Source organism: Aureibacter tunicatorum (genome assembly GCF_036492635.1).
GTDB lineage: Bacteria > Bacteroidota > Bacteroidia > Cytophagales > Cyclobacteriaceae > Aureibacter > Aureibacter tunicatorum.
In genome coordinates, this window is the sequence record NZ_AP025308.1 from 86,657 (window position 1) to 109,397 (window position 22,741).

General features: G+C 36.4%; 16 protein-coding genes. 8 read left to right on the plus strand and 8 right to left on the minus strand.

Features of this window, described 5'->3' with window-relative positions:
• The first annotated feature begins 39 nt into the window (after positions 1-39).
• From thiC to moeB, 5 genes are all read left to right on the plus strand, one after another.
• Positions 40-1,905, plus strand: a complete 1,866-nt coding sequence (thiC, locus tag AABK36_RS23975) for a phosphomethylpyrimidine synthase ThiC (RefSeq protein WP_309942755.1) — start codon at positions 40-42, stop codon at positions 1,903-1,905.
• Positions 1,906-1,950: 45 nt separating this feature from the next.
• Positions 1,951-2,577 (plus strand): thiamine phosphate synthase, encoded by a 627-nt coding sequence (locus tag AABK36_RS23980; protein ID WP_309942754.1) that lies wholly within the window; start codon positions 1,951-1,953, stop codon positions 2,575-2,577.
• On the plus strand, positions 2,570-3,331 hold the full coding sequence (locus AABK36_RS23985; protein ID WP_309942752.1) for a thiazole synthase: 762 nt from the start codon (positions 2,570-2,572) through the stop codon (positions 3,329-3,331). Before AABK36_RS23980 ends, AABK36_RS23985 begins: the two co-directional genes overlap by 8 nt.
• Positions 3,332-3,395: 64 nt before the next feature.
• Positions 3,396-4,508: a 2-iminoacetate synthase ThiH gene (thiH, locus tag AABK36_RS23990; protein ID WP_309942749.1), complete on the plus strand. Its 1,113-nt coding sequence runs from the start codon at positions 3,396-3,398 to the stop codon at positions 4,506-4,508.
• Positions 4,509-4,541: 33 nt separating this feature from the next.
• Entirely contained in the window at positions 4,542-5,645 is a 1,104-nt protein-coding gene (gene moeB, locus AABK36_RS23995) for a molybdopterin-synthase adenylyltransferase MoeB (RefSeq protein WP_309942745.1), read from the plus strand.
• A gap of 13 nt (positions 5,646-5,658) precedes the next feature.
• Here moeB and AABK36_RS24000 read toward each other — a convergent pair whose 3' ends face one another.
• From AABK36_RS24000 to AABK36_RS24010, 3 genes are all read right to left on the minus strand, one after another.
• Positions 5,659-6,546, minus strand: a complete 888-nt coding sequence (locus AABK36_RS24000; RefSeq protein WP_309942743.1) for an Rpn family recombination-promoting nuclease/putative transposase — start codon at positions 6,544-6,546, stop codon at positions 5,659-5,661.
• Between the two features lie 203 nt (positions 6,547-6,749).
• A complete protein-coding gene (locus AABK36_RS24005; RefSeq protein WP_309942741.1) occupies positions 6,750-7,088 on the minus strand; it encodes a hypothetical protein in 339 nt (112 codons plus the stop codon).
• Between the two features lie 221 nt (positions 7,089-7,309).
• On the minus strand, positions 7,310-8,599 hold the full coding sequence (locus AABK36_RS24010) for a DUF819 family protein (protein ID WP_309942739.1): 1,290 nt from the start codon (positions 8,597-8,599) through the stop codon (positions 7,310-7,312).
• 105 nt (positions 8,600-8,704) lie between these two features.
• On the opposite strand from AABK36_RS24010, the gene AABK36_RS24015 reads away from it, so the two are divergent.
• Entirely contained in the window at positions 8,705-9,931 is a 1,227-nt protein-coding gene (locus tag AABK36_RS24015; RefSeq protein ID WP_309942737.1) for an endonuclease/exonuclease/phosphatase family protein, read from the plus strand.
• Here the strand turns inward: AABK36_RS24015 and AABK36_RS24020 are convergent.
• The gene (locus AABK36_RS24020) at positions 9,928-10,896 is read right to left on the minus strand and encodes an AI-2E family transporter (RefSeq protein WP_338390368.1); all 969 of its coding nucleotides are present in this window, start codon (positions 10,894-10,896) and stop codon (positions 9,928-9,930) included. The two genes, AABK36_RS24015 and AABK36_RS24020, sit on opposite strands and share 4 nt — an antisense overlap.
• 172 nt (positions 10,897-11,068) lie before the next feature.
• On the opposite strand from AABK36_RS24020, the gene AABK36_RS24025 reads away from it, so the two are divergent.
• Together AABK36_RS24025 and AABK36_RS24030 are read left to right on the plus strand one after the other, a co-directional pair.
• On the plus strand, positions 11,069-14,077 hold the full coding sequence (locus AABK36_RS24025; RefSeq protein WP_309942734.1) for an nSTAND1 domain-containing NTPase: 3,009 nt from the start codon (positions 11,069-11,071) through the stop codon (positions 14,075-14,077).
• On the plus strand, positions 14,067-16,637 hold the full coding sequence (locus AABK36_RS24030; RefSeq protein ID WP_309942732.1) for a TonB-dependent receptor domain-containing protein: 2,571 nt from the start codon (positions 14,067-14,069) through the stop codon (positions 16,635-16,637). The genes AABK36_RS24025 and AABK36_RS24030 overlap by 11 nt, the downstream gene beginning before the upstream one ends.
• Here AABK36_RS24030 and AABK36_RS24035 read toward each other — a convergent pair.
• From AABK36_RS24035 to AABK36_RS24050, 4 genes are all read right to left on the minus strand, one after another.
• Positions 16,634-18,907, minus strand: coding sequence for a patatin-like phospholipase family protein (locus AABK36_RS24035; RefSeq protein ID WP_309942731.1), 2,274 nt, complete (start codon positions 18,905-18,907; stop codon positions 16,634-16,636). The genes AABK36_RS24030 and AABK36_RS24035 overlap by 4 nt on opposite strands.
• 219 nt (positions 18,908-19,126) lie before the next feature.
• Positions 19,127-20,161, minus strand: coding sequence for a guanosine monophosphate reductase (locus AABK36_RS24040; protein ID WP_309942728.1), 1,035 nt, complete (start codon positions 20,159-20,161; stop codon positions 19,127-19,129).
• 78 nt (positions 20,162-20,239) lie between these two features.
• A complete protein-coding gene (locus tag AABK36_RS24045) occupies positions 20,240-20,965 on the minus strand; it encodes a tRNA threonylcarbamoyladenosine dehydratase (protein ID WP_309942727.1) in 726 nt (241 codons plus the stop codon).
• A gap of 69 nt (positions 20,966-21,034) precedes the next feature.
• Entirely contained in the window at positions 21,035-22,711 is a 1,677-nt protein-coding gene (locus AABK36_RS24050) for a glycoside hydrolase family 3 protein (RefSeq protein ID WP_309942725.1), read from the minus strand.
• Positions 22,712-22,741: the final 30 nt, after the last annotated feature.

The window sequence follows — 22,741 nt, forward strand, 5'->3', positions numbered from 1 at the left end:
AATAACCCTTACTGAAAAAGAAATTAAACATATAAACCCATGCGTAAAGATAGAATCCCTACTCAGGAAACGATCACAAGAGAGCCGTTTCCAGCATCCACTAAAGTATACGTTCCTGGCAAGATCCACGACATCAAAGTCGCTATGAGAGAGATTGCTTTGGAGGATTCTGTAACACACTTGCCTGATGGCACAAAGGAATACGAAAAAAATAACCCTGTAACTGTTTATGATACAAGCGGTCCGTATTCTGACCCAAATATCGACATAGATGTAAGAAAAGGTCTTGACAGACTAAGAGAGCAGTGGATTCTTGACCGTGGTGATGTAGAAAGACTAGACAATATCTCTTCCAACTATGGGAAAATGCGCGAAGCAAATCCATCATTGGACGAGCTAAGATTCCAACATAGACATAAGCCGCTTAGAGCTAAAGAAGGACAAAATGTTTCCCAACTTCACTATGCGAAAAAGGGAATCATTACTCCAGAAATGGAATATATCGCGATTAGAGAAAATCAGCGTATTGACGAGATGGAAAACATTGGTCATCAACATGCTGGTCAAAACTTTGGAGCGAATACTCCTCAAAAAAAAATCACACCTGAGTTTGTAAGAGATGAAATCGCTTCAGGTAGAGCTATCATTCCTTGCAACATCAACCACCCTGAATCAGAGCCAATGATCATCGGCCGTAACTTCTTGGTGAAAATCAATGCTAACATTGGCAACTCCGCTACGACTTCAAGCATCGAAGAAGAAGTGGAAAAAGCTGTGTGGGCATGTCGTTGGGGAGCTGACAATATCATGGACCTTTCAACAGGTAAGAACATTCACGAAACGCGCGAATGGGTAATCCGTAACTCTCCTGTTCCTGTAGGTACAGTGCCTATCTATCAAGCTCTTGAAAAGGTAAATGGCAAAGCGGAAGACTTGACTTGGGAAATCTTCAGAGATACTTTGATCGAACAAGCTGAGCAAGGTGTTGACTATTTCACTATTCACGCAGGCGTGTTATTGAAATATATTCCTTTGACTGCCAGAAGAGTAACTGGTATTGTATCCAGAGGAGGGTCTATAATGGCAAAATGGTGTCTGCATCATCACAAAGAAAACTTCTTGTACACAAACTTTGAGGAAATTTGCGAAATCATGAAGGCTTATGATGTTGCTTTTTCTTTGGGCGACGGACTAAGACCCGGCTCTATCGCTGATGCGAATGATGCAGCTCAATTTGGCGAGTTGGAAACTCTTGGAGAATTAGCTAAAATCGCTATGAAGCATGAGGTTCAAACGATGATCGAAGGACCTGGACACGTACCTATGCATATGATCAAAGCAAACATGGACAAGCAATTAGAAGCTTGCAATGAAGCGCCTTTCTATACATTAGGACCATTGACTACAGATATAGCACCAGGGTATGACCATATCACATCCGGTATCGGAGCTGCAATGATCGGCTGGTTCGGTACAGCTATGCTTTGCTATGTGACGCCTAAAGAACACCTTGGACTTCCTAACAAAGAAGATGTAAGAGAGGGTGTTGTTACATACAAACTTGCCGCTCATGCTGCTGACTTGGCCAAAGGTCATCCAGGAGCTCAGGTAAGAGACAACGCTTTAAGCAAGGCGCGTTTCGAATTCCGCTGGAGAGATCAATTCAACCTGTCTCTTGACCCGGAAAAAGCGCTAGCATTCCATGATGAGACACTTCCGGCTGAAGGTGCTAAAACAGCTCACTTCTGCTCTATGTGCGGTCCAAACTTCTGCTCAATGAAGATCACTCAAGATGTTAGGGATTATGCCGAGGCAAACGGCCTTACGGAAGATGAGGCATTAGCAAAAGGCATGGAAGAAAAATCCAAGCAATTCTCTGACCAAGGAAACGAAATTTATTTGTAATACTGCCAGCGGATAGATCTTTTCTATCCGCTATTTTAATATAATATGATTTCCCGTTTACATTATATAACACAGGACTTAAGCGAAATCAGTCATCAAGAACAAGTCAAAAGAGCTTGTGAAGGAGGCGCTGATTGGGTACAACTGAGGGTGAAGGAAAAGCCTGTCAATGACATTGAGACTATAGCCTTGGAAGCTCAAAAAATCTGCAAGAAATTTGGAGCCAAGCTTATTATCAATGATCATATCCAAATCGCAAAATCCATCCAAGCGGATGGCGTGCATATAGGCAAGGAAGATACTCCTCCTCAAGAAGCTCGTGATTATTTAGGAGATAACTACATCATTGGTTGCACTGCCAATACATTGGAAGATGTTTTAAGGCTTCAAGCTCTTAAAATTGACTATATTGGCTTGGGTCCGTTTAGATTCACAAGTACAAAGAAAAACTTGAGTCCGGTCATTGGCATTGAAGGCTATAAAGTCATTCTCGCTCATGACATTAAGCTTCCTATCATCGGAATAGGCGGAATCAAAACCGAAGATATTCCTTCTTTACTCAATGCAGGACTTCATGGTATCGCTGTCTCTTCATTGATAAATTTAGCTGAAAACCCTTCGGAAAAAACCAAGGAAATCATTTCAACATTAGAAAACAACATCCATGCTTAAAATAGGAGACAAAGAATTCAAATCAAGGCTGTTCACAGGTACAGGTAAATTCAGCAATAATAACCTGATGCGCAAATCGCTTGAAGCATCAGAGAGCGAATTGGTAACAGTAGCTTTGAAACGCGTCGACATTAAAAGTGATGATGACGATATGCTCAAAGTATTGAGCCATGAAAGAATTAACCTATTGCCTAATACATCAGGCGTCAGAAATGCTAAAGAAGCTATTTTTGCCGCACAATTGGCAAGAGAAGCCTTAGAAACAAATTTTGTTAAACTGGAAATACACCCCGACCCGAAATACTTATTGCCTGATCCCATCGAAACTCTTAAAGCCACTGAAGAATTGGCCAAGGATGGATTTATCGTCATGCCATATATACATGCTGATCCTGTGTTGTGCAAGCGACTGGAAAATGCGGGTTCTTCAGCTGTAATGCCTCTTGGATCGCCTATCGGAAGCAATAAAGGGTTGAAAACAATTGATTTTCTGGAAATCATCATCGAGCAAAGCAACCTTCCAGTAGTTGTTGACGCTGGTATAGGAGCGCCTTCTGACGCTGCAAAAGCTATGGAGCTTGGTGCTGACGCAGTCTTGGTAAATACCGCAATCGCAGTCTCTCCAAATCCAGTTGAAATGGCCATTGCATTTAAAATGGCAGTTGAAGCAGGACGCATGGCTTATGAGGCTAAACTTGCAGCAAGCAAAAACTTCGCTGAGGCAAGTAGTCCTTTGACAAGTTTCTTGGATTAATCAGACCTCGGTCATGATTATAACCATAATTATCATTTATTAAATAACAACTGAAAATAAATTCATGAATAGTTTTTTAGAAGTCTTCAGGCAATATAAATGGGATGACGTAAAAAACAGTATTTACGCCAAAACCTCTCAGGATGTGGAAAGGGCATTGAGCAAGGATAAGAGAGATTTGGAAGACTTCAAGGCATTGATTTCACCAGCTGCCGCTCCATATCTAGAGCAAATGGCTCAGCTTAGCCATCAGTTGACGCAAAAAAGATTTGGAAAAACTATTCAAATGTACATCCCGCTTTATTTATCCAACGAGTGTCAAAATATTTGCACTTACTGTGGATTTAGCCAAGACAATAAACTGCGCAGAATCACTCTAACAGATTCTCAAATCAATCGTGAAGTGGAGATTATCAAAAAAATGGGATATGACCACGTATTGCTAGTGACTGGAGAAGCCAACAAAACAGTTGGTGTCGATTACTTTGAAAATGCCTTGGATTTGATACGTCCGCATTTTTCACATATTTCGATGGAAGTACAACCGCTAGATCAGAATGATTATGAACGGTTAATTGACAAAGGTTTAAATACTGTATTGGTCTACCAAGAAACTTATCATGAAGAAGACTACAAACTTCATCATCCAAAAGGAAAAAAATCAAACTTCAAATACCGTATAGAAACTCCAGATCGATTAGGCAGAGCAGGCATCCATAAAATTGGAATTGGGAATCTAATAGGCTTGGAAGATTGGCGAACGGATTGTTTCTTTACCGCTCTCCATCTTAACTATCTCGAAAAAAAATATTGGCAAACCAAATACTCTATTTCATTTCCAAGGCTAAGACCTTTTAGCGGAGGCTTGGAGCCTAAAGTAGAAATGATCGATAGAGAACTTGTCCAACTGATTTGCGCTTACCGTATATTCAATGAAGAAGTGGAACTTTCATTATCAACCAGAGAGCGTGAGATATTCAGAGACAATGTTATCAAACTCGGCATTACAACAATTAGTGCAGGATCTAAAACCAATCCTGGAGGATATGCCGCTGCTAAAGAATCGCTTGAGCAATTTGAGATATCGGATGAAAGAAGCCCTCAGCAAATTGCGGAGATGATTCGAAAGCAAGGCTATGAAGCCGTCTGGAAAGATTGGGATGCCGTTTTAGCTTAATCATTCGTTAATTAATAGAATACTGAAAGAGTTATGAAGAAAAATATATTATCAGCCGAAGAAAGAATAAGATACAGCAGACATTTGATCTTACCCGAAATTGGGCATGAAAGGCAGATGAAATTAAAAAACTCTTCAGTATTAATGATCGGTGCCGGCGGATTAGGCTGTCCTGTATTGCAATATCTGACTGCCGCCGGTGTTGGCAAGATCGGAATTATAGACAATGACAAAGTGGATTTCACTAATTTGCAAAGACAAATTATTTACACAACAGAAGATATTGGCAAATACAAAGCTGAAGTCGCTCAACAAAGACTAAGTATACAAAATCCTTTCGTCGATTTTGAGGTAATCTTAAAAAGATTCTCCTCTGACAATGCCTTGGAACTAGTTGAAAAATATGATCTGATAATTGATGGATCCGATAATTTTGAAACAAGATATCTTCTTAATGACGCTTGCGTGATTAAAAACAAGCCATTCATCTACGGGTCTATTTACAAGTTTGAAGGACAAGTTTCAGTTTTTAATTACAAAGACGGGCCGACTTATCGTTGTTTATTCCCCGAACCTCCAAATGAGGGAGAAATGCCTAATTGTTCTGAAATTGGAGTTATCGGCATATTACCCGGAGTTATCGGGTCTCTGCAAGCCAATGAAGCTATAAAAGTATTAGCAGAAATCGGAGAGCCTCTTAATGGAAAGTTATTATCCATCGACTTATTGAACAATCAATTTTTCAGCTTTGATTTTGAAAAAGTGCCTGAACAATGCGATATCACTGAACTTGACATCGACTATAGCTTAGCTTGTGCATTGCCTGAAGTCGAAGACAATATTCATTTAGCGCCTGACAAGATCGCAACCGTTCTCGATCACCTTGATCAATGGAATTTGATAGATGTAAGGGACGAATACGAATTTGAAGCAGATAATATCGGAGGCGTTAATATCCCTATCTACGAACTTGAAGATGAATTTGACCAAATCGATCCAGATAAACCAACACTGGTAATATGCCAAGTTGGATTAAGAAGCCTTCAGGCAGTTCAATTAATTAAAAATCACTATCCCGATATCAAAATTTACCACTTTGAAAAAGGCCTTGATGAAGCCCTGCAATATTTAAGCTAGTTAAAAATAAACTCTACATCAAATTCTTAATTTCTTCTACTGAAAGACCAGTGCTTTCAGCTATCTTTTCTATTGAAATTCCAAAAGAAATCAAGGTTTTAGCGGACTGTATTTTACCAGCTTTAATGCCTTCTTCTATTCCTTTTTTTCTGCCTATTTCTATTCCTATTTCTATTCCCTCCTGCTTGCTAGTATCCAAAGTGTTGTAATAATCGCGAAGCTGTTTTAATGATTCACGATATTCATGAAGTTGTTGAGGATCATACTTGGCGATTTCCGCTAGATCAAAAAAACGTTGAAATATACGCTCTTGCAATTCAACAGGCCTGTCTGTCAGTCGATTAAGATTTCTGAGCAGGTATAACCATTTGTCAAATCTGGTTTCTAATTCATGCGCTTGCTTCACGAACTTAGGCGTTTCCAGATAGATAAAAGTCAACTTGTCGTAATATACTTCTTTAAGCTCAGTCTCCATCAACTGAACATGGTGCAAAATCTTATTTGGCTTGTCTTTATGCTCTTCAAATATAAAGTCCATAATGCCAATAGTATAAACGCCTTTCAAATCAAACTTCCAATCCATACCGGATTTTGCCTGTTCCTGAATGGGAAACGAAGCATAATACAAGCTTCTTTCCTTAAAGTTACTCTGCCTGGCTCTCTGAAGTTCAATGATAAATTTCTCGCCATCCTGATTCTCACAATACAAATCAAATATTGCCCGACGATCTTCAGAAGATCTTGAATAATGCTCATTTTGATGAAAAGTCAAATCCTTTATTTGATCTTTTGGAGGCAATAACTGATTCAAAAAGTCAATCAGCAATTCTTTATTTTGGTCTTCTCCAAATAGCTTCTTAAAACCAAAATCCGTAAAAGGGTTTATGAATTTTTCGATCATCAGTTCAGCATTTTCTTTTATTACAGCTCAATTACCTAAAGATATTATTATTCCATTAGTTTTGAAAATCTACCTTTAGTGAATTGTACAGAGTCCATGTATTGACAAAAGTTCCAAGATAAAAACCATTTATTCAAAACCTTTCTGTAAAGAAAAAAAGCCCGAAAATCGGACTTTAACACTTAGACTATAATTTTTATTTGCTAAAAATTATTCTCAAGCACCTCATTCAGGTAATATGCTCTGTCATCAATATTTCCTGAATTTGTCGTTGTCTCATGATCCAAAATCAACACGTCTCCCTTTAGCTTCACCCAATCACGAGCCGACCAAATATCATTCTCATTTTTAAATTCAATCTTTTTCACCACTTCTTGCAAAGCTTCTTTGCCCATGTCATCTTGGCAAACATCTTTGAAAACTTTCAATACTGGAGCAAAATAAACATCAGGAATACTCAATTCATATTGATCAACATTTCCATCCTTTGCCAGCGAATCCCAATCCACATCAATTTCCAATTCATATCCTACTACGTCCAAAATTTGTTGTTTGTAATCAGGATACTTATTTTCAGCAAAGCTCAGGATACTTATTTTCAGCAAAGCTCTTAATTGCTCTTTTTTCCTTCAATCCCATTGTAATTTCCGTTTATAAAGTCAAAAATAATGTATTTACCTTAGCAAAAATGAAGGAAAATATATCATCATAAATCCCTGAAAACAGGGAATTTTCACCTTATAAAAGGTAAATTATTTGAAAATTAAGATGAAACCCATTGCAACAATATAGTGCATATAATAGCTCCGAACGTACCTACTGCATATCCAAAAACAGCCAATAAAACTCCCACAGGAGCCAACGAAGGAGAAAATGCCGAGGCCACTATCGGCGCAGAAGCCGCACCGCCAACATTAGCTTGCGAGCCCACAGCAACGTAAAAAAATGGCGCTTTGATCATCTTGGCTACTACTATAAGCACAATCGCATGTATCATAATCCATATCAAGCCCACAGTAATCAAGTATTTGAATACAGCCCAATTCTCATACAGCTCCACAATGTTCATTTTCATTCCTATCGTTGCCACAAGAATATACAGAAACAAGCTACCGAATTTTGATGCTCCCACTCCTTCCAACTCTCTATACTTAGTGAATGACAATGCTACACCAGCAACTGTAGACAACACAACCAGCCAAAAAAACTTGCTTCCAAAAGAAGTCAATAGGAAAGCATAAGAATCCGGATCTGCTTCGATCATACCACTGATGCTTTTGTCTAAAACAGGCCCTATCATATCAGCAAGAAAATGAGAAATCCCTACTGCAAAAAATGCTATGCCAAACATTGTCGCAAGATCAACAAAGCTTGGAACCTTAGAAATACTATCCTGATATGTATCCATTTTCTCTCGCAATGAAACAATAGCGGAATTGTTCGCGCCAAGCCATTGATCAATTTTATCAGACTTGCCAGTGCAATATAGCAAAACCGACATGAACACATTAGCTACAAAGATATCTACAATAATCATCGCTGAAAACAACTTGTCACTGGCTCCATAGATTTCCTTCATTGCGGTCTGGTTAGCGCCTCCGCCTATCCAGCTACCAGCTACCGTTGACAATCCTCGCCAAATTTCTTCAGGTCCTTCTCCTCCCAGCACTTCAGGAGCAATCTTGGAAACCAACAAAAGTGCAACCGGACCTCCAATGATAATGCCCAAAGATGCGGCTAAAAACATAATAATCGCCTTCGGCCCAAGTTTCAAAATTCCTTTCAGGTCAATGCTTATGCAAAGCAAAACCAAACTTGCTGGCAAAAAGTATCTGGAGGCAACAAAATATAATTTGGATGATTCACTAGAAACTATCCCTATTGAATTCAAAATCGCGGGGATAAAGTAACAAAGCAGCAAAGATGGCACTATTTTGTAAAACTTATTGAATGTGGGGTTTTTAGAACTAGAAGTTTTAAAAACCAAAAATAAAATGAACAACAAAAGCCCAAGCACTACAGCATCATTCTGTAATGGAAATATTTTACTCATAATCAGAAGAATTGTCATTAAAACGAATATTAAATATAAATAAATTCGATTAAATTCAATCGATTGACGAAGCTAATTATCAACTTATTACCAACCTTTATACAGATGACATCAAAACTTAAAGGCATACTTTTTAAGCTGCCATACATCCTTGCCATATTCACATTAATGATCTCATGCCAGCAAAAGAACAAAGAAGAGAAATCTAATAATAAAGAGCTAATCAAAAAGGTATACAGATTTGCTACATATAACAGTTCATTAAACAGGTCCGAAGCTGGCAAACTAATCAAAGAACTTAAGTCAGGCGAAAGCTCTCAAGCCGAAAATATCGCTGAAATAATTCAAATTGTTAGACCTGATGTGCTCAGTCTTCAAGAATTCGACTTTGACGAAAAGGGCGAAGCCATGCAGTACTTTCTAAAGAACTTTCTCAGCAAAGGTCAAAATGGTGAAAAACCAATCGATTATCCTTATGTCTGGGTAGTGCCATCAAATACTGGTGTCGAAACTGGGGTGGATTTCAACAACGACAAAAAAATAGCTGCGCCTGAAGACGCTTATGGATTTGGAGAATTTGAAGGACAATACGCTTTCGCTTTGCTTTCAAAATATCCAATACTATGGGACAGCACCAAAACATTTCAGAAGTTTCTTTGGAAAGATATGCCTAATCCACACTTCCCAAAAGACAAAAACAATGAAGAGTATTACTCTAAAAAAGCAATAGATATTTTTAGACTATCCTCTAAAAACCACATAGACGCTCCTATAAAACTTGTGGATGGAAGCATAATTCACGCAATTGTCGCGCATCCTACTCCACCTGTATTTGACGGACCGGAAGATCGCAATGGAAAAAGAAACTACGACGAAATTAAATTTCTATCGGATTATATCAAAGGCGACTCCTCAGCAAGTTATATTGTGAGCGATAAAGGCGTCCAAGGAGGATTGAACCCTAATGATAGATTCGTGATCATGGGAGATATGAACGCCGATCCTGAAGCTGGCGATAGTTATCAAAAAGCTATTCTTCAATTTTTTGACAATAGTAAAATCAATCAACAAGTTACTAGTGGAGACTTTATCCCATCAAGCAAGGGAGCTATAGCTTACTCAAAAGAACATAAACTGGACTCGCTTGGAAATAATGTAAATACAAGAACATCCAAATGGGGAATGCGAGTAGACTATATTTTGCCTTCATACAATATTAAAGTTGTTGACAGTGGCGTATTTTGGCCTGATAGCCTTAAAGACTTTAATTATAAAATGGAAAACACCTCTGACCACATGATGGTCTGGACAGATATAGAAATCAGCAACTAACTATTTCTTTTACTTATTAGGCGAACAAAGAAATTAAAATCAGGGAAATTCTTCAAAATTTCCCTGATCACTATCAGTATCGGAACAGACAAGACCATACCGATAATTCCCCAAGAATACCCCCAAAATATTAACCCCACCAATATTGACACTGGACTTAAAGAAACCGAATTCCCCAAGTAACGAGGCTCAATCAAATTCGCAATCACAAACTGTCCTACAAAAAGTATCGATGTCAAAATAATGAATGATGGAAAAGATAGTTGAATATAAGCCAATACCATAACCGGAATAGTAACAACAAAAGCTCCTACTGTAGGGATAAAGTACATAAAGAAGGTGATGAAAGCCCAAAAGTATGCGAAATCCAAATTAAACGACAAAGCAGTCAATCCAAATAATACCGACATGCTAAAACTCGCCACTGCTTTAACTATAATATACTTGACTATTGATTTTTTCACCACTTCAAATCGCTCAATAATATGATTCCTATTATTGGATTGCCCAATCAAGTACGCAATGTAGGATGGGTAATTCATAATCGAGTCAATAAGAAAGATCAAAAAAACTGATGTCAACAAAAATACCTCAGTAGAGTCTCCAACCTCTGCTAAAAGATATCCTGAAGCTCTTAAAGCCCAATTAGCGTCTATATGGGAAATAATATCTTGAACTAATGAAGTAAAGTTAAAATCATTTCCAGATAGTTTATTCCAAGCATGCAGAATCGCTGATGTTTTATCATCAAGAAGCTCCAAATATTGATGCCTCTCCCCTATTATTTGATTCAAAGTATTCGATACCACCGTTCCAAACAATGTTACAGCTCCCAACAACATCAAAAGAATAATCACTAAACTGATATACTGATTAATGCCTTTAGCTTTCAAGTATTTCAAGATAGGTTGAAACAGAATTCCTAAAAATACAGCAAGTACCAAAGGGATCAGAATATTTGCCAAATAAGACATCAGATAAATAAAAATTATCACCACGATTAGGCACAGCTGATAATATATCGACTTTAAAAGATTTTCTTTTGACATTATAACATCATAAAAGTGAGTGCTATTAAAACTTTATGATATAAGGATAGTTTTTCGAACTGAGGATAATATCAAAAAATAGAAATTGATGAGCGCGGAGAAAGGTAAAAAAATTTCAAACCCCTACAAAGGACTGTTTTCATACACACAGGAAGACAAGCAATTTTATTTTGGCAATGAAATATTTATCAATAGACTTATAATTCAAATCCGCAACAATAGGTTTTCAACATTAATTGGAGGCAAGTACTCTGGGAAAAGCTCGATTGTTTCTGCAGGATTGATTCCAAAAATAAATAGTCTTAAGAATACATCTAAAGAAAGGTGGAATATTCTGAATGTTTCCATAGATCATGATATCAAAGCTAATTTAAGCAAAAAGCTTCATGGCCTAATCACTGGAAACACCAAAGCAGATCCATCACTCCTCATTGAAATCAATGAAACTCTATCCAAAGACAATGATGCTTTGATAAAGATATTTCAAAAGTTTTCATTTGAGAAAGATGAAAAAGTTCTATTGATTCTTGACCAATTTGAAAAGCTATTCGACTTAAAGCACTCAAATAAAATATCAGAGGACAATAGGAATTTTATCAATCAATTAATCAACTTGAGCACTCAAGATATTATTCCAGTTCATATATTGAATGTTATTCAAACAGACTACCTCGAACTTTCAACTATCATCCCAGGCCTTTCTGAAAAAATAAATAAATCTCAAGTCATCATGCCTCCCTTCAGCTTGACTGACTTTAAAAATATCATCAAAAACCCAGCAGAATTAGTCGATCTGAGAATTGAACAAACACTGCAAGATACAATCATTGATGATCTTGAAGGCGAAACTTTTCAATTAAGCAAACTAAGCTATACGCTATTTAAATTGATTGAAAATTTTGAGCAAACAAAAAAACCTGAGGAAACTATTATTACTGAAAAGTACTATACATCTATCTCAGGGTTAAAACTATCAATGAACCACTTCTTTGAGAAAAGATTTAATGCGTTAGAAGAAGATCAACAAAAAGCAACTGAACATATATTTAAAAGGATACTTCCACTAGTTTCTGATGCGAATCAACTGCCTCAAGCATCACTGGAAGAGTTATCTAAACTTACGGAGCTCAAAATAGAAGAAATTTATGAGCTGTTGTCCAATTTTACAGATAAAGAAAATTTTCTAGTTGAATCCACAAATGAGAATATAGAAGATGATCTGGCCAGTTTCAACAATGAAGATAATATCAATGCATTGGCGAAAGTTTCACTGCGAAATATCGCTTTGATTGAAGAATCCCCACGGTTGAAAAATTGGATAAAAGAGGAAGAGCTCAGCTCAAATATCTATCTAAGGCTTTCCAAAGACTGCCTAGAATATAAAGATGGAGCTTCAAGCTTATATAAAGATCCCGAACTAGAAATTGCACGGGATTGGATGGTTAAGAACAAACCTACAAAACAATGGTCAACTCGATATAATGACAACTTTGAGCAATCCATCGAGTTTTTACAAGAAAGCCAAAGAGTATTTGATCAAGAGGTTAAAGAAAAAGAGCTTGAACAAGTTCGTCGAATCAAAAAGGCTAGAATCTTTGCCGGCACAATAGCCATATTAAGTTTAATTCCGATTTTTTTGTCGATTTACGCTATAAAAGAAAAAGTAAAATCGCATAAAAGCGAGCTTAAAGCGCTTAAAATTATGGGCTTGGCCCAAGAATCTCGTAACAGAGCCATTCAAGCTGAACAAGATGCCATAAACCTGCAGAAAAAAACCGAGCAAGAAAAAAAGATTGCATATGAAGCAATGTTCAATGCTCAAAAAGCCAAAAACCAAGCATTTATTGCTCAAAAAAGCGCTGAAAACGCGAATAAAATTGCTAACGAAAAAGCGGAAGAAGCCAAGCAAGCAAGAGTAGAGGCTGAATCAGCTAAAAACCTAGCTCTTAGATCCAAAGCTGAAGCGGATACGCTTAGATATCAAGATCAAATCAAAATCAATGTCCTTCAAGCACTTAGAAACCCTGATCTGGACTATAAAGATTTAAGAAAAATCATGATAGACACTTATCAGCTTAATCAGATATACAATGACGGATATGAAAGTGGCGAGCTATACCTTGCACTAAGAAATGCTGTAAACAAATCAACAAATATTAATCTGGATTATAACAATGAAAATAGACCTACTCTATGTATTGCTGTTGATTCAGTATCTGGTATGGTAATTACTGGGGATGAATATGGTGTCATAAAAGGCTATAGAAGTGTTCCATCAGGTTTACAAGAAATTCTTAGCTATAAGCTAGATGCTTCTATTAAATCTGTAGCATTGGATGTTAATAAGAAATATATATTCGCAGGAAGCGAGCAGGGAGAATTATTTGCGATCAATATACAGAATCAAAACAATAAGAAAAAAGTAGTTAAATCAAAGACTAAACTCCCCGAAGAAATTATCAATCAAATATTTGTAAGCCAGACAGATATAGACCAAAATATACTCGCGGTAACTCAGGAACATATTCATCTTTTTAAATTTATAGATGATGAAATCATTTACGCAAGAATCGTCGAAGTCGGCAAGAATACAGCCACCCCATTCATAGAAGAAGGATCCTATATCGTCGGCAATTCAAATCTTTATCTATATGATTTAGCCAATAAAAATGAAAAGCCTAAGCCATTTATAAAAATTGGAAAACGTATTTCCTGCATAAGTTATGATTCGCTCTCCAATATTATTGCCGTAGGATGTGAAAATGGAGAGGTCTTGGTTATTGATATAAATAATAAATCAAAAGAACTTCTGCATAAACATAAATCAGCAGTTACTGGAATAGTGCTTAATCACAATGATGGTAGTATGAATATTATCAGCACCAGCTACGATAATTTTCTAAATTTTAGAAAAATGGACGAGAAAATTTCGAGAGTCAGCTCTTTCGATATCAACTCTAGCCAAGGCTGGGTATTGGCATCTAATCAAGCTAAAGATAATAATTACTTCTACACCATTGGAAGAGCAAATGATCTGAAAATCTGGTTTGCTGATATCGATGACATGTATAAATTTTTATTAAAAAATGAAATATAAACATTTGAAAAAATATTTACTCTTCTTAATACTTTTCTGTTCATTTAATCACCTTGTCTATTCGCAACAAGGATGTGGAACTTCTACACTAAAAATAGCAAAATCATACTATGACATTGGGCTGTTTGAGGATGCTGTTGAAAAACTGGAATTTTGCCTTAATAACAACGGATTTAATAAAAATCAACTAGAAAGAGCCTATCACAGATTAGTGCTTTGCTATATACAACTTGAAGACTTTCCAAAAGCTGAGGAAAATGCGATCAAGCTCATCAATATGAATCCATTGTTCACGCCTGACGTTGAAGATCCAAAAGTTTTCTTTGAAATAATCGAAAAGATCAAAAACGGACTTACTGACAATTTAATCTTTAGCGCCTCCCAGAAGAGAGAAAACATCCGAAAAGCTCCAAGTCAAACCTATGTCGTGACTAGACAAATGATTGATCAAAATGCCTATACGACATTAGAACAAATTCTAATGGATATTCCAGGTTTTCAGGTTTCACATATCAATGGCACAATCACAACCAAGATAGATGCCCGAGGAATTGGAGGCAAAGAATCAGACAAAACTCTATTCTTAATCAACGGGATTCAAATCAATGATTTTTGGTCTAATCAATCAAAATTTTCCTCGCAACTCCCCATATCAAATGTCAAAAGGATAGAAGTTATCTACGGACCATCATCCACAATTTATGGAGCAAACGCTTACGCTAGTGTAGTAAATATTATCACTTATTCTCATGATGATCGTAAAGACCTCAATGTAAATGCAAATGTATCCTATGGCACTGAAAACAATTATTTTGCGGATCTAAACATTAACGGAAAAACTGAATCTTTTGGTGCGGACCTGACCTTTAGATACTATCATGATGAGTTCAGAGACTTATCTGATTTCAGCGAATTTACTTATGATTCGACTATCTACTCAAATTTTGATTATAATCAATCACTTTCAATCTATGGAAATGAAGCTAGGGAGTTTGCCAGAAAATATCCTAATCTTTTAAACAACAAAAACCTTGATGTCCAAAAAGATGAATCTGGGCAAATTATCTCCATTTCTCCTTCACAACAGGGTCAGGCAGTAGCAAAAAACCTAGATGTCTCATCTTTGGATACACTTATAAATAATAGGAAACCTGCATATTCTAATTATATAGACCAAATATATGTAGAAGGGAAACTTTATTTCAACAACATTTTACTTGGTTACAGAACTTGGATGAGTGAACAAGGATTTACCAATAATGGAACATCATACTCCACTTCTGGTATAAAAAACAATAATTTATGGAAACCAAGCCAATCAACTTTATACTTACAGTATAAAAAGAGTTTCAACAAGAAATTTACCATTTACAATTCAGCTTATTATCAATTATCTAAAGTAAAAGATGGTACTTTAAATACCACCTTGCAAAGTTACGCTACTTCGAGACTAACTTTAGCCGACCTTGCAATGGAAAGACCTTCCTATTGGAACACAACTGACTTGTACCAATCATCTAATCAGTTTAGAAACAAGCTTTTGGTTCAGTACCAAGCAAGTGATAATTTTTATTTGCAAGGAGGAGTAGATTATCGAAATTCTATCATACAAGGGGATTTGTTACAAACTGACAGCTCAAATACTGTTAGCAAATCATCATTGAAGCATAACAGCAACGACATAGGCATTTACATTACAGGCCAATTGGAAGCCAATGAGTGGGCAAAGATAGTTGCAGGAATTAGATGGAACTACAATGTAATTGATCAAAAAAGTGGATATGGCTCCCTTTTTAATCACAAGCTCGGCTTGGTTTTAACTCCTAAAAATTTCCACCTAAAACTATTAACAGAAACAGGTTTTCAAGAACCAACAATGATGGAAAGATTCAAAGTTAGTGAATCTATTCCAATAAATGCTCCTGATCTAGCTCCTGAAAAAAACATTAATTATGAACTTAATTTCGGGTACAATGACAAAAGTTTTGAATTCGATTGTTCGGCTTTTTACAATGATTTATACGATCTCGTTGAATTAAATGAAACAAGCGAATTACAATATCAATATCAAAATACAGGAAAAGGAACTATCAAAGGAGTTCAATCCAGTGTAAAATACAAAGTCAAGAAATATAACTTTTATGCCAACTATACTTATTTAGACCCAAAAATCCAGCAAAACGACTCAACGGATAAGGTTAGAATTGGGGGTATCTCAAATCATGTTTTCAACTTTGGAATCAACTCCCTATACTTCAATCATTTGAATATAAACCTTCGAGGAAACTATTTATCAAAACGCACTGTGGGAGATGGCACAAGTCTTCCTCAAAATACAAAAGGAGAATTTCCAGATTTATTCTTACTCCATTTGGCAATTGCCTACAATAATATTATAAATGGTTTGAATATTAAGTTTTATATGAGAAATCTATTGGGCCGCGAATATTCCGACCCAGGGTATGGGATTCAAGATGGAATCATTAACTCATATAAAATTCCTCAAAATGATCGCTTGTTTGGTGTCATACTAGAATATAAGCTAAACATCAATCCTTAAAAAATAAACCCTAGGTTTACATACACTTGCACAGGAGTACTTGATGTTGAGTTCATTAATGTTATATTCAATGGTCCCAGAATTGAGTTGTACCCTATAGTCAAGCCATATCCTAAAATATTATTGTAAGCATCAGAAGTATTATGTTCGAATAAATCTTCTAAAGCTTGACTAGAATATAGCATATAATTAGCTTCTGGGATTATATAAAAGTTATTCCAGACTTCAAATTGAAGCCCAAACCTTCCGATCATGAATTGATTAACAAGATATTCTTTATCACGCAAACCAATAAAAGGAATAGAGAAGAACCTATAATCATTCAAACCACCTACTTGAAATGCGTAAAAAGAATTCTCGCTACTATTGGCGGTTAAGCCCAATCTGAATTCTTCATAAATTGATATTTTATTATTTTGCAAAGGCTGGTTAAATCTCATTTGAAAGTTTATTCTTAAGAATGGGTCCAAGACCAATAGGCTTTCAATAGAGTCTCTACTAAAAGCGCTAACATTGCTTTCAAAATTTGCTTTATTGCTGGTAATAAAATACATCCCCGCAGAACCTTTCATAAAAACCCCTTGCGTAGGATAGAAGCGCTTATTCGTTGTATTAAACACTCCCTCCATATTAAAGGTTAAATTCTCTAATCTATTCCTAAAATCTATTCTTTCCTCAGGGTTCAGTGCGTCAATATAGGATGATCTAAGATTGTAAAAATCATAAGATGCGCCAAAAGCTAAAAATGAATTAAGCCTATTTAATTTCAATAAATCCAATTTAATACTTATGAAATCGGATTTAAATCTTGTAATTTGATTATTTCCCTCATATACAGGGAAATCGTTTCTTTCATAGTAAGTTGAATATCGATAGCCAAAATTTTGCTTCTTCCCAAAATATCTATAAAAAGACAAGTCAGCGATAGGATACTCAGATATACTTGCTTTCAAGTCAAACTTTGATTGGTCAACCAATAAATTCTTAACATTTGTATTAAAAATGATAGAAGATTTAGTGTCATTGTCATAGTGAATTCCGAATTTGAAAAACATCTCCGGATTTTCCTCAAAATCCATCGTCAAATAACTTTTTCCATCCTCATAAATTATATCGTAATATATATATTCAAAGAATTGCGTCCCGTACAACTTCCTTACACCTGCCTCAATCTCTTCGATCTTCAAATACTCTCCTTCATTAAAACCAATTTTTCCCTTTACAAATGTTTCGCTAATTTCATTCAAACCTGTAATCCTAATATTTGATATTAAAACAGAGTCCACAGGCTCAAACTCTTCTATTACTTCCTTAGGTAAGTCCGAGTTTTTGATCTCATCAGCAAGCTTTATCAAAGCATCCATATTAGCTTCCACAGCTTTTTCACCCAACTCAATGATCTCTTTTGTACTATTAAAATCTCCTGATGAATATCCTTTTAAATCATGATGAATGTACAAATCTGTTAAGCTTATCTGTTGTGGCCTAATTTCAAGATCTTTAAATTGCGAACATTGAATCAATATGGAAACAATGTTATTCAAACTATCTATGGAGTTTTCATAATGCGATACATCCGAGCCGATGATATATTCGGCGCCAAGTTCTCTGCAGGTGCTAACAGGATAGTTCAAGATCATCCCTCCATCAGCCAATAACATACTGTCATAAACTATTGGAGTAAAAACCGAAGGCACAGCCATGCTTGAACGAATAGCCAAGGCTAAGTTTCCAGAATCCAGTGCAACAGCGGTTCCGTTAATTATATTAGTGCTAACACATTCATATTCTCGAGGGAACTTTTTAAAACTCTGCACTTTATATGATTTGGCTGTAAGCTCAAACAATTTATTATACAAAGCTTGTCCTGTAATCAACCCTGAAGGCAGTTTAGCTTTGCCTTTATCTATTGGAACTTCAATAATGTAGTTGGCATAATCGCTTTTTTCGGTAATATCGATATCCTTCAGACTGATTTTATTCGTTAATATTTCTCCCCAATTAATACTCAAAGCTATTTCTTCAATCTCTTTTCCTGAATATCCAATAGAGTACAAACCACCTACGATCGCTCCCATGCTTGTGCCTGTAACATATTTTACAGGAATCTGCAAACTATCAATCGCTTTCAATAATGGAATATGGGCTAAACCTTTTGCTCCACCACCACTCAAAGTAAGACCTATCGCCTCGTATTTTGAATCCTTGGTTTGAGAAAATAACGGTACTGAAATGACTACAAATAAAACAATGAATAATTTAAATTTCATTAATTTCTAATCTGAATATAAAATGCTTCAAATGACCTCTCCCCTTTAGTAAATAAGGAATTTCATCAATATAGACATTCCAAAAATTAAACCGTGCTATATAATTATTTTGAATAAAAAAATATAATATCATTCAAATTATTACATATTTATTCACAAAAAAAGAGGCCTATTATATAGCCTCTTTCTTCTTATTATAAAATTTATGTATTTTAAAAACTACTTGACCAAGCCGTGAGCTTTGCTCTCATACAAGCCAGAAGTTGTGATCTCAACAAACTCAACATTGGCCTTTAGTTTATCAATAGTTAAAACACCATTATAAGTCATGCCAGAAGCCAAACCTCCTAAAAGTTTCTTAATGATATTTTGCACAGGACCTCTAAAAGGTACTTTCGTTTTCTCGCCTTCTATGCTTATAACTTCTTTTGTCTTTTGATTGTCTTTTTCAAGCTTTTGGATAGCAGCGTCAAAACTAGCCATTCCTCGATATATTTTAAACGGCTTGCCTTTTACCTGAACAATATCGCCGGGAGTCTCAACGGTGCCACTAACCAAAGAGCCAATCATCACATTATCAGCTCCTGCTCCTATTGCCTTAACAATGTCACCAGCTTGTTTGATTCCTCCATCAGCGCAAATTGGCACTTGGTCTCCTACAACTTGATACACTTCATCAATAGCTGTAAGTTGCGGAACCCCACACCCCGTCATAATTCTTGTTGTGCACATCGACCCTGGGCCTACACCCACTTTTATCGCATCAGCTCCCCAATCCAATAAATCCTGAGCGGCTTCCTTTGAGGCAATATTGCCGCACATGACATCAATAGCGGGATATTTATCTTTAATATACAAAAGAGCATCCTTAGCGGATTCACTATGTCCATGAGCGATATCCAAAACGATAATGTCAACTCCCTCGACATCCAAAGCGGCTAATCGCTCCTCATAATCCTTGACTCCTAATGCCGCCGCAGTCAAAAGTCCACTTTCTTTTACTTTGCGAATTTCATTGGCTTGCTCTTCAATTGTCAAAAACCTATGAATAACTCCCAGTCCTCCCAATTTCCCTACAGCTATAGCCATGGTACTTTCACATATAGTATCCATGTTAGCGATTACCAAAGGTATATCGATATCATGATTTCTAGTCACTTTAGTCTTAAAAACTACATTTTGTCGCGACTTGATCTTATTGTACTTAGGTACAATCAATACATCGTCAAAGCTATACGCTTTCCTTATATTCATACTTTCTACCGTTGAAATATATCTGAAAAATAAAATTTAGCCAAAAATCAAACCAAGGCACAAACCTTGGATTTATGTTTAGATTAACTTTTCACCTAATATGCCTCTTATAACCAAAGAAGCGCAAAAAACACCAAATGTCGCTGGAAGTACAGACAAAGTCCCAATCACTGATTTTTTATTCTTACCCTCAGCTTCATAAACTCGAGATTTATCGATCGCCTCTGGTGAAAAAACTACAGGAAACCTCTTCTCCTCAACACCCATTCTTCTTAAACGCTTACGTACAAAAAATGCCAACTTGCAATTATAAGTATCCCATAAATTAGCGACTCTAGCTTGCGTCGGGTCTATTTTACCTCCTGCACCCATAGAGCTGACTAAATTATGCCCCCTTTTCAAAGCTTCCGAAATAAAAACTATCTTAGGAGCCAGAGTATCAATACAGTCGACAACATAGTCAAATGGTTGATCAAGCAAGTTGCCCATTTCCTCCGCTTCTATGTATTCGGAAATTACCGTAAGATCTAAATCCGGATTAATATCTATTAACCTTTCACGCATAATCTCACTTTTTAGTTTCCCTTCGGTAGAAGAAAGTGCAGCTATTTGCCTATTTCGATTGCTTCTAGCAACTGTGTCTCCATCGATAATTGTCATTTTGCCAACGCCTGACCTGCCAATCATTTCCGCGCATATACCACCTACTCCGCCTAAACCTATCACAAGCACGTTCGCATCATTGAGTTTCTTCACTTGATCCTCACCCAACAAAAGCTCTGTACGCTCAAACCACGTTTCCATCAACTAATTCTTATATTCTCTTTCGTAATTATTTTAACGCACAAATATATTAAAATTATTACAAAAAATTCAATAAAGACCTATCCGCTCGCCTGCTCTGAAAATATTTCCAATATTTACCGGGAGTTTTCCATTAACTTTCCCCCAACCACAGGAAGCTCTAACTATTGCTTCAAGCGTAAATGCAGAAGACTGATATCCCATTAAAATGACTGAAGCTGACAGTAGCTTTTTAAAACACTGCAAAGCCAGAGGGTTGCCTAAAAACATAAAAACTCCATTAGTTTTCTCTAGAACATCATCCACTAGCCCAATCAACTCATCACTAATATCAAAATTATTAAACGGCTTCATATTTCCATTTCGAAAAATCAACACAGGACTCTTTGAGCCAATCAGGCTATGAATGTCTTCATATGATTCGCCCCCACTGAGCATATGAATATCCGCTCCCAAATAATATTGCTCCAATAAAGCAAGCTCATCCTTCTCATCATTCTCCAATGCGATCAAATGATGCGCTACTTCTTCCCTAACAGTTCTTGTCCTCTGTTGATTATTAATATATAAAATTGCCAAATCTTTAACTTCGGGTTTTCTAAATGGAAGCCTGTTGTCATCATTTTTCAATAAAGTCAATGAATATTCGGCTAGCTTTTTATTTAAAATCAATGCCTCCTGATCATTTTTTAAAAAATTTTCCACTTGATCAATATCCAAATGTTGATCTTCAGAAAGACCTAGCCAAAGTTTCGCTGCTAATATTCGCCTGCATTTACTTTCTACTTCCTCTAGAGAAATATCTCCCTTTTCAACCGCTGAAAAAACTTTACCTATTGTCGATCTTGGCTCGGGGCAATTCAAAAGAATGTCATTCCCAGCATTATAAGCCATATAACCGATTTCATCGCGACTATATAAACTAGTCAAAGCTCCCATATCCAAAGCATCGCTTATCACCAAGCCTTCAAAGCCCAACTCTTCTCGCAGCTTTTCTTTGATAATTTTTTTTGAAATTGAAACAGGTAAGTCATCCCATGCTTTGACTTTCAAGTGAGCGACCATTACCGAGGAAGCACCTTCATCTATTAATTTTTTAAAAGGAAATAACTCTACTGCTTCAAGTCTTTCATTATCAAACTCCAAAACAGGCAATTCTAAATGAGAATCAATATGAGTATCTCCATGTCCTGGAAAATGCTTAATACAGTCCAACAGCCTATTTAATTTATATGCTGTAACGATCTTATTTGCCTTCTCTAGCACGTCATTTTTATCTTCGCCAAATGACCTGAAGCTTATTACAGGATTATCAGGGTTGTTATTAATGTCAATAACAGGTCCCAATGCAGAATGAAATCCCAATGCTTTGCATTGCTTCGCAATTCTATCGCCAAACCAATATACATTGGCGTTATCCTCTATTGCTCCTAGTGCAATCTGATAAGGATAATCATCAGCATCTGAAAGCCTCATTCCCAAACCCCACTCTGCATCGATAGTCATCATCAATGGAAAACGACTTTTCTCTTGCAAATAATTGATCAACTGAGCTTGTTTTCTAACCTCTCCTTGAAAGAATGTGATTCCACCAATACTCAGGTCATCAACATATTCAGCAAGTTCTTCTTCATTGCATTTATTAGAATGAGCAAAACCTGCGACAAAAATACTTTGCGCCACCTTTTGCTCTAAAGTCATCCGAGACATCATTGATTCCACCCATTCATGATCTTTCAAATGCATGAATAATGGCGATTTCCCATGATGACAACA

What these genes read in the sequence shown, in the direction of transcription:
- AABK36_RS24040 (WP_309942728.1), bottom strand. Translation starts at nt 20,161, where the DNA reads ATGAATATAAGGAAAGCGTATAGCTTTGACGATGTATTGATTGTACCT.
- AABK36_RS23980 (WP_309942754.1), top strand. Translation starts at nt 1,951, where the DNA reads ATGATTTCCCGTTTACATTATATAACACAGGACTTAAGCGAAATCAGT.
- thiH (WP_309942749.1), top strand. Translation starts at nt 3,396, where the DNA reads ATGAATAGTTTTTTAGAAGTCTTCAGGCAATATAAATGGGATGACGTA.
- AABK36_RS24025 (WP_309942734.1), top strand. Translation starts at nt 11,069, where the DNA reads ATGAGCGCGGAGAAAGGTAAAAAAATTTCAAACCCCTACAAAGGACTG.
- AABK36_RS24010 (WP_309942739.1), bottom strand. Translation starts at nt 8,599, where the DNA reads ATGAGTAAAATATTTCCATTACAGAATGATGCTGTAGTGCTTGGGCTT.
- thiC (WP_309942755.1), top strand. Translation starts at nt 40, where the DNA reads ATGCGTAAAGATAGAATCCCTACTCAGGAAACGATCACAAGAGAGCCG.
- AABK36_RS24050 (WP_309942725.1), bottom strand. Translation starts at nt 22,711, where the DNA reads ATGCATTTGAAAGATCATGAATGGGTGGAATCAATGATGTCTCGGATG.
- AABK36_RS24015 (WP_309942737.1), top strand. Translation starts at nt 8,705, where the DNA reads ATGACATCAAAACTTAAAGGCATACTTTTTAAGCTGCCATACATCCTT.
- AABK36_RS24035 (WP_309942731.1), bottom strand. Translation starts at nt 18,907, where the DNA reads ATGAAATTTAAATTATTCATTGTTTTATTTGTAGTCATTTCAGTACCG.
- AABK36_RS24000 (WP_309942743.1), bottom strand. Translation starts at nt 6,546, where the DNA reads ATGATCGAAAAATTCATAAACCCTTTTACGGATTTTGGTTTTAAGAAG.
- AABK36_RS24045 (WP_309942727.1), bottom strand. Translation starts at nt 20,965, where the DNA reads ATGGAAACGTGGTTTGAGCGTACAGAGCTTTTGTTGGGTGAGGATCAA.
- moeB (WP_309942745.1), top strand. Translation starts at nt 4,542, where the DNA reads ATGAAGAAAAATATATTATCAGCCGAAGAAAGAATAAGATACAGCAGA.
- AABK36_RS24030 (WP_309942732.1), top strand. Translation starts at nt 14,067, where the DNA reads ATGAAATATAAACATTTGAAAAAATATTTACTCTTCTTAATACTTTTC.
- AABK36_RS23985 (WP_309942752.1), top strand. Translation starts at nt 2,570, where the DNA reads ATGCTTAAAATAGGAGACAAAGAATTCAAATCAAGGCTGTTCACAGGT.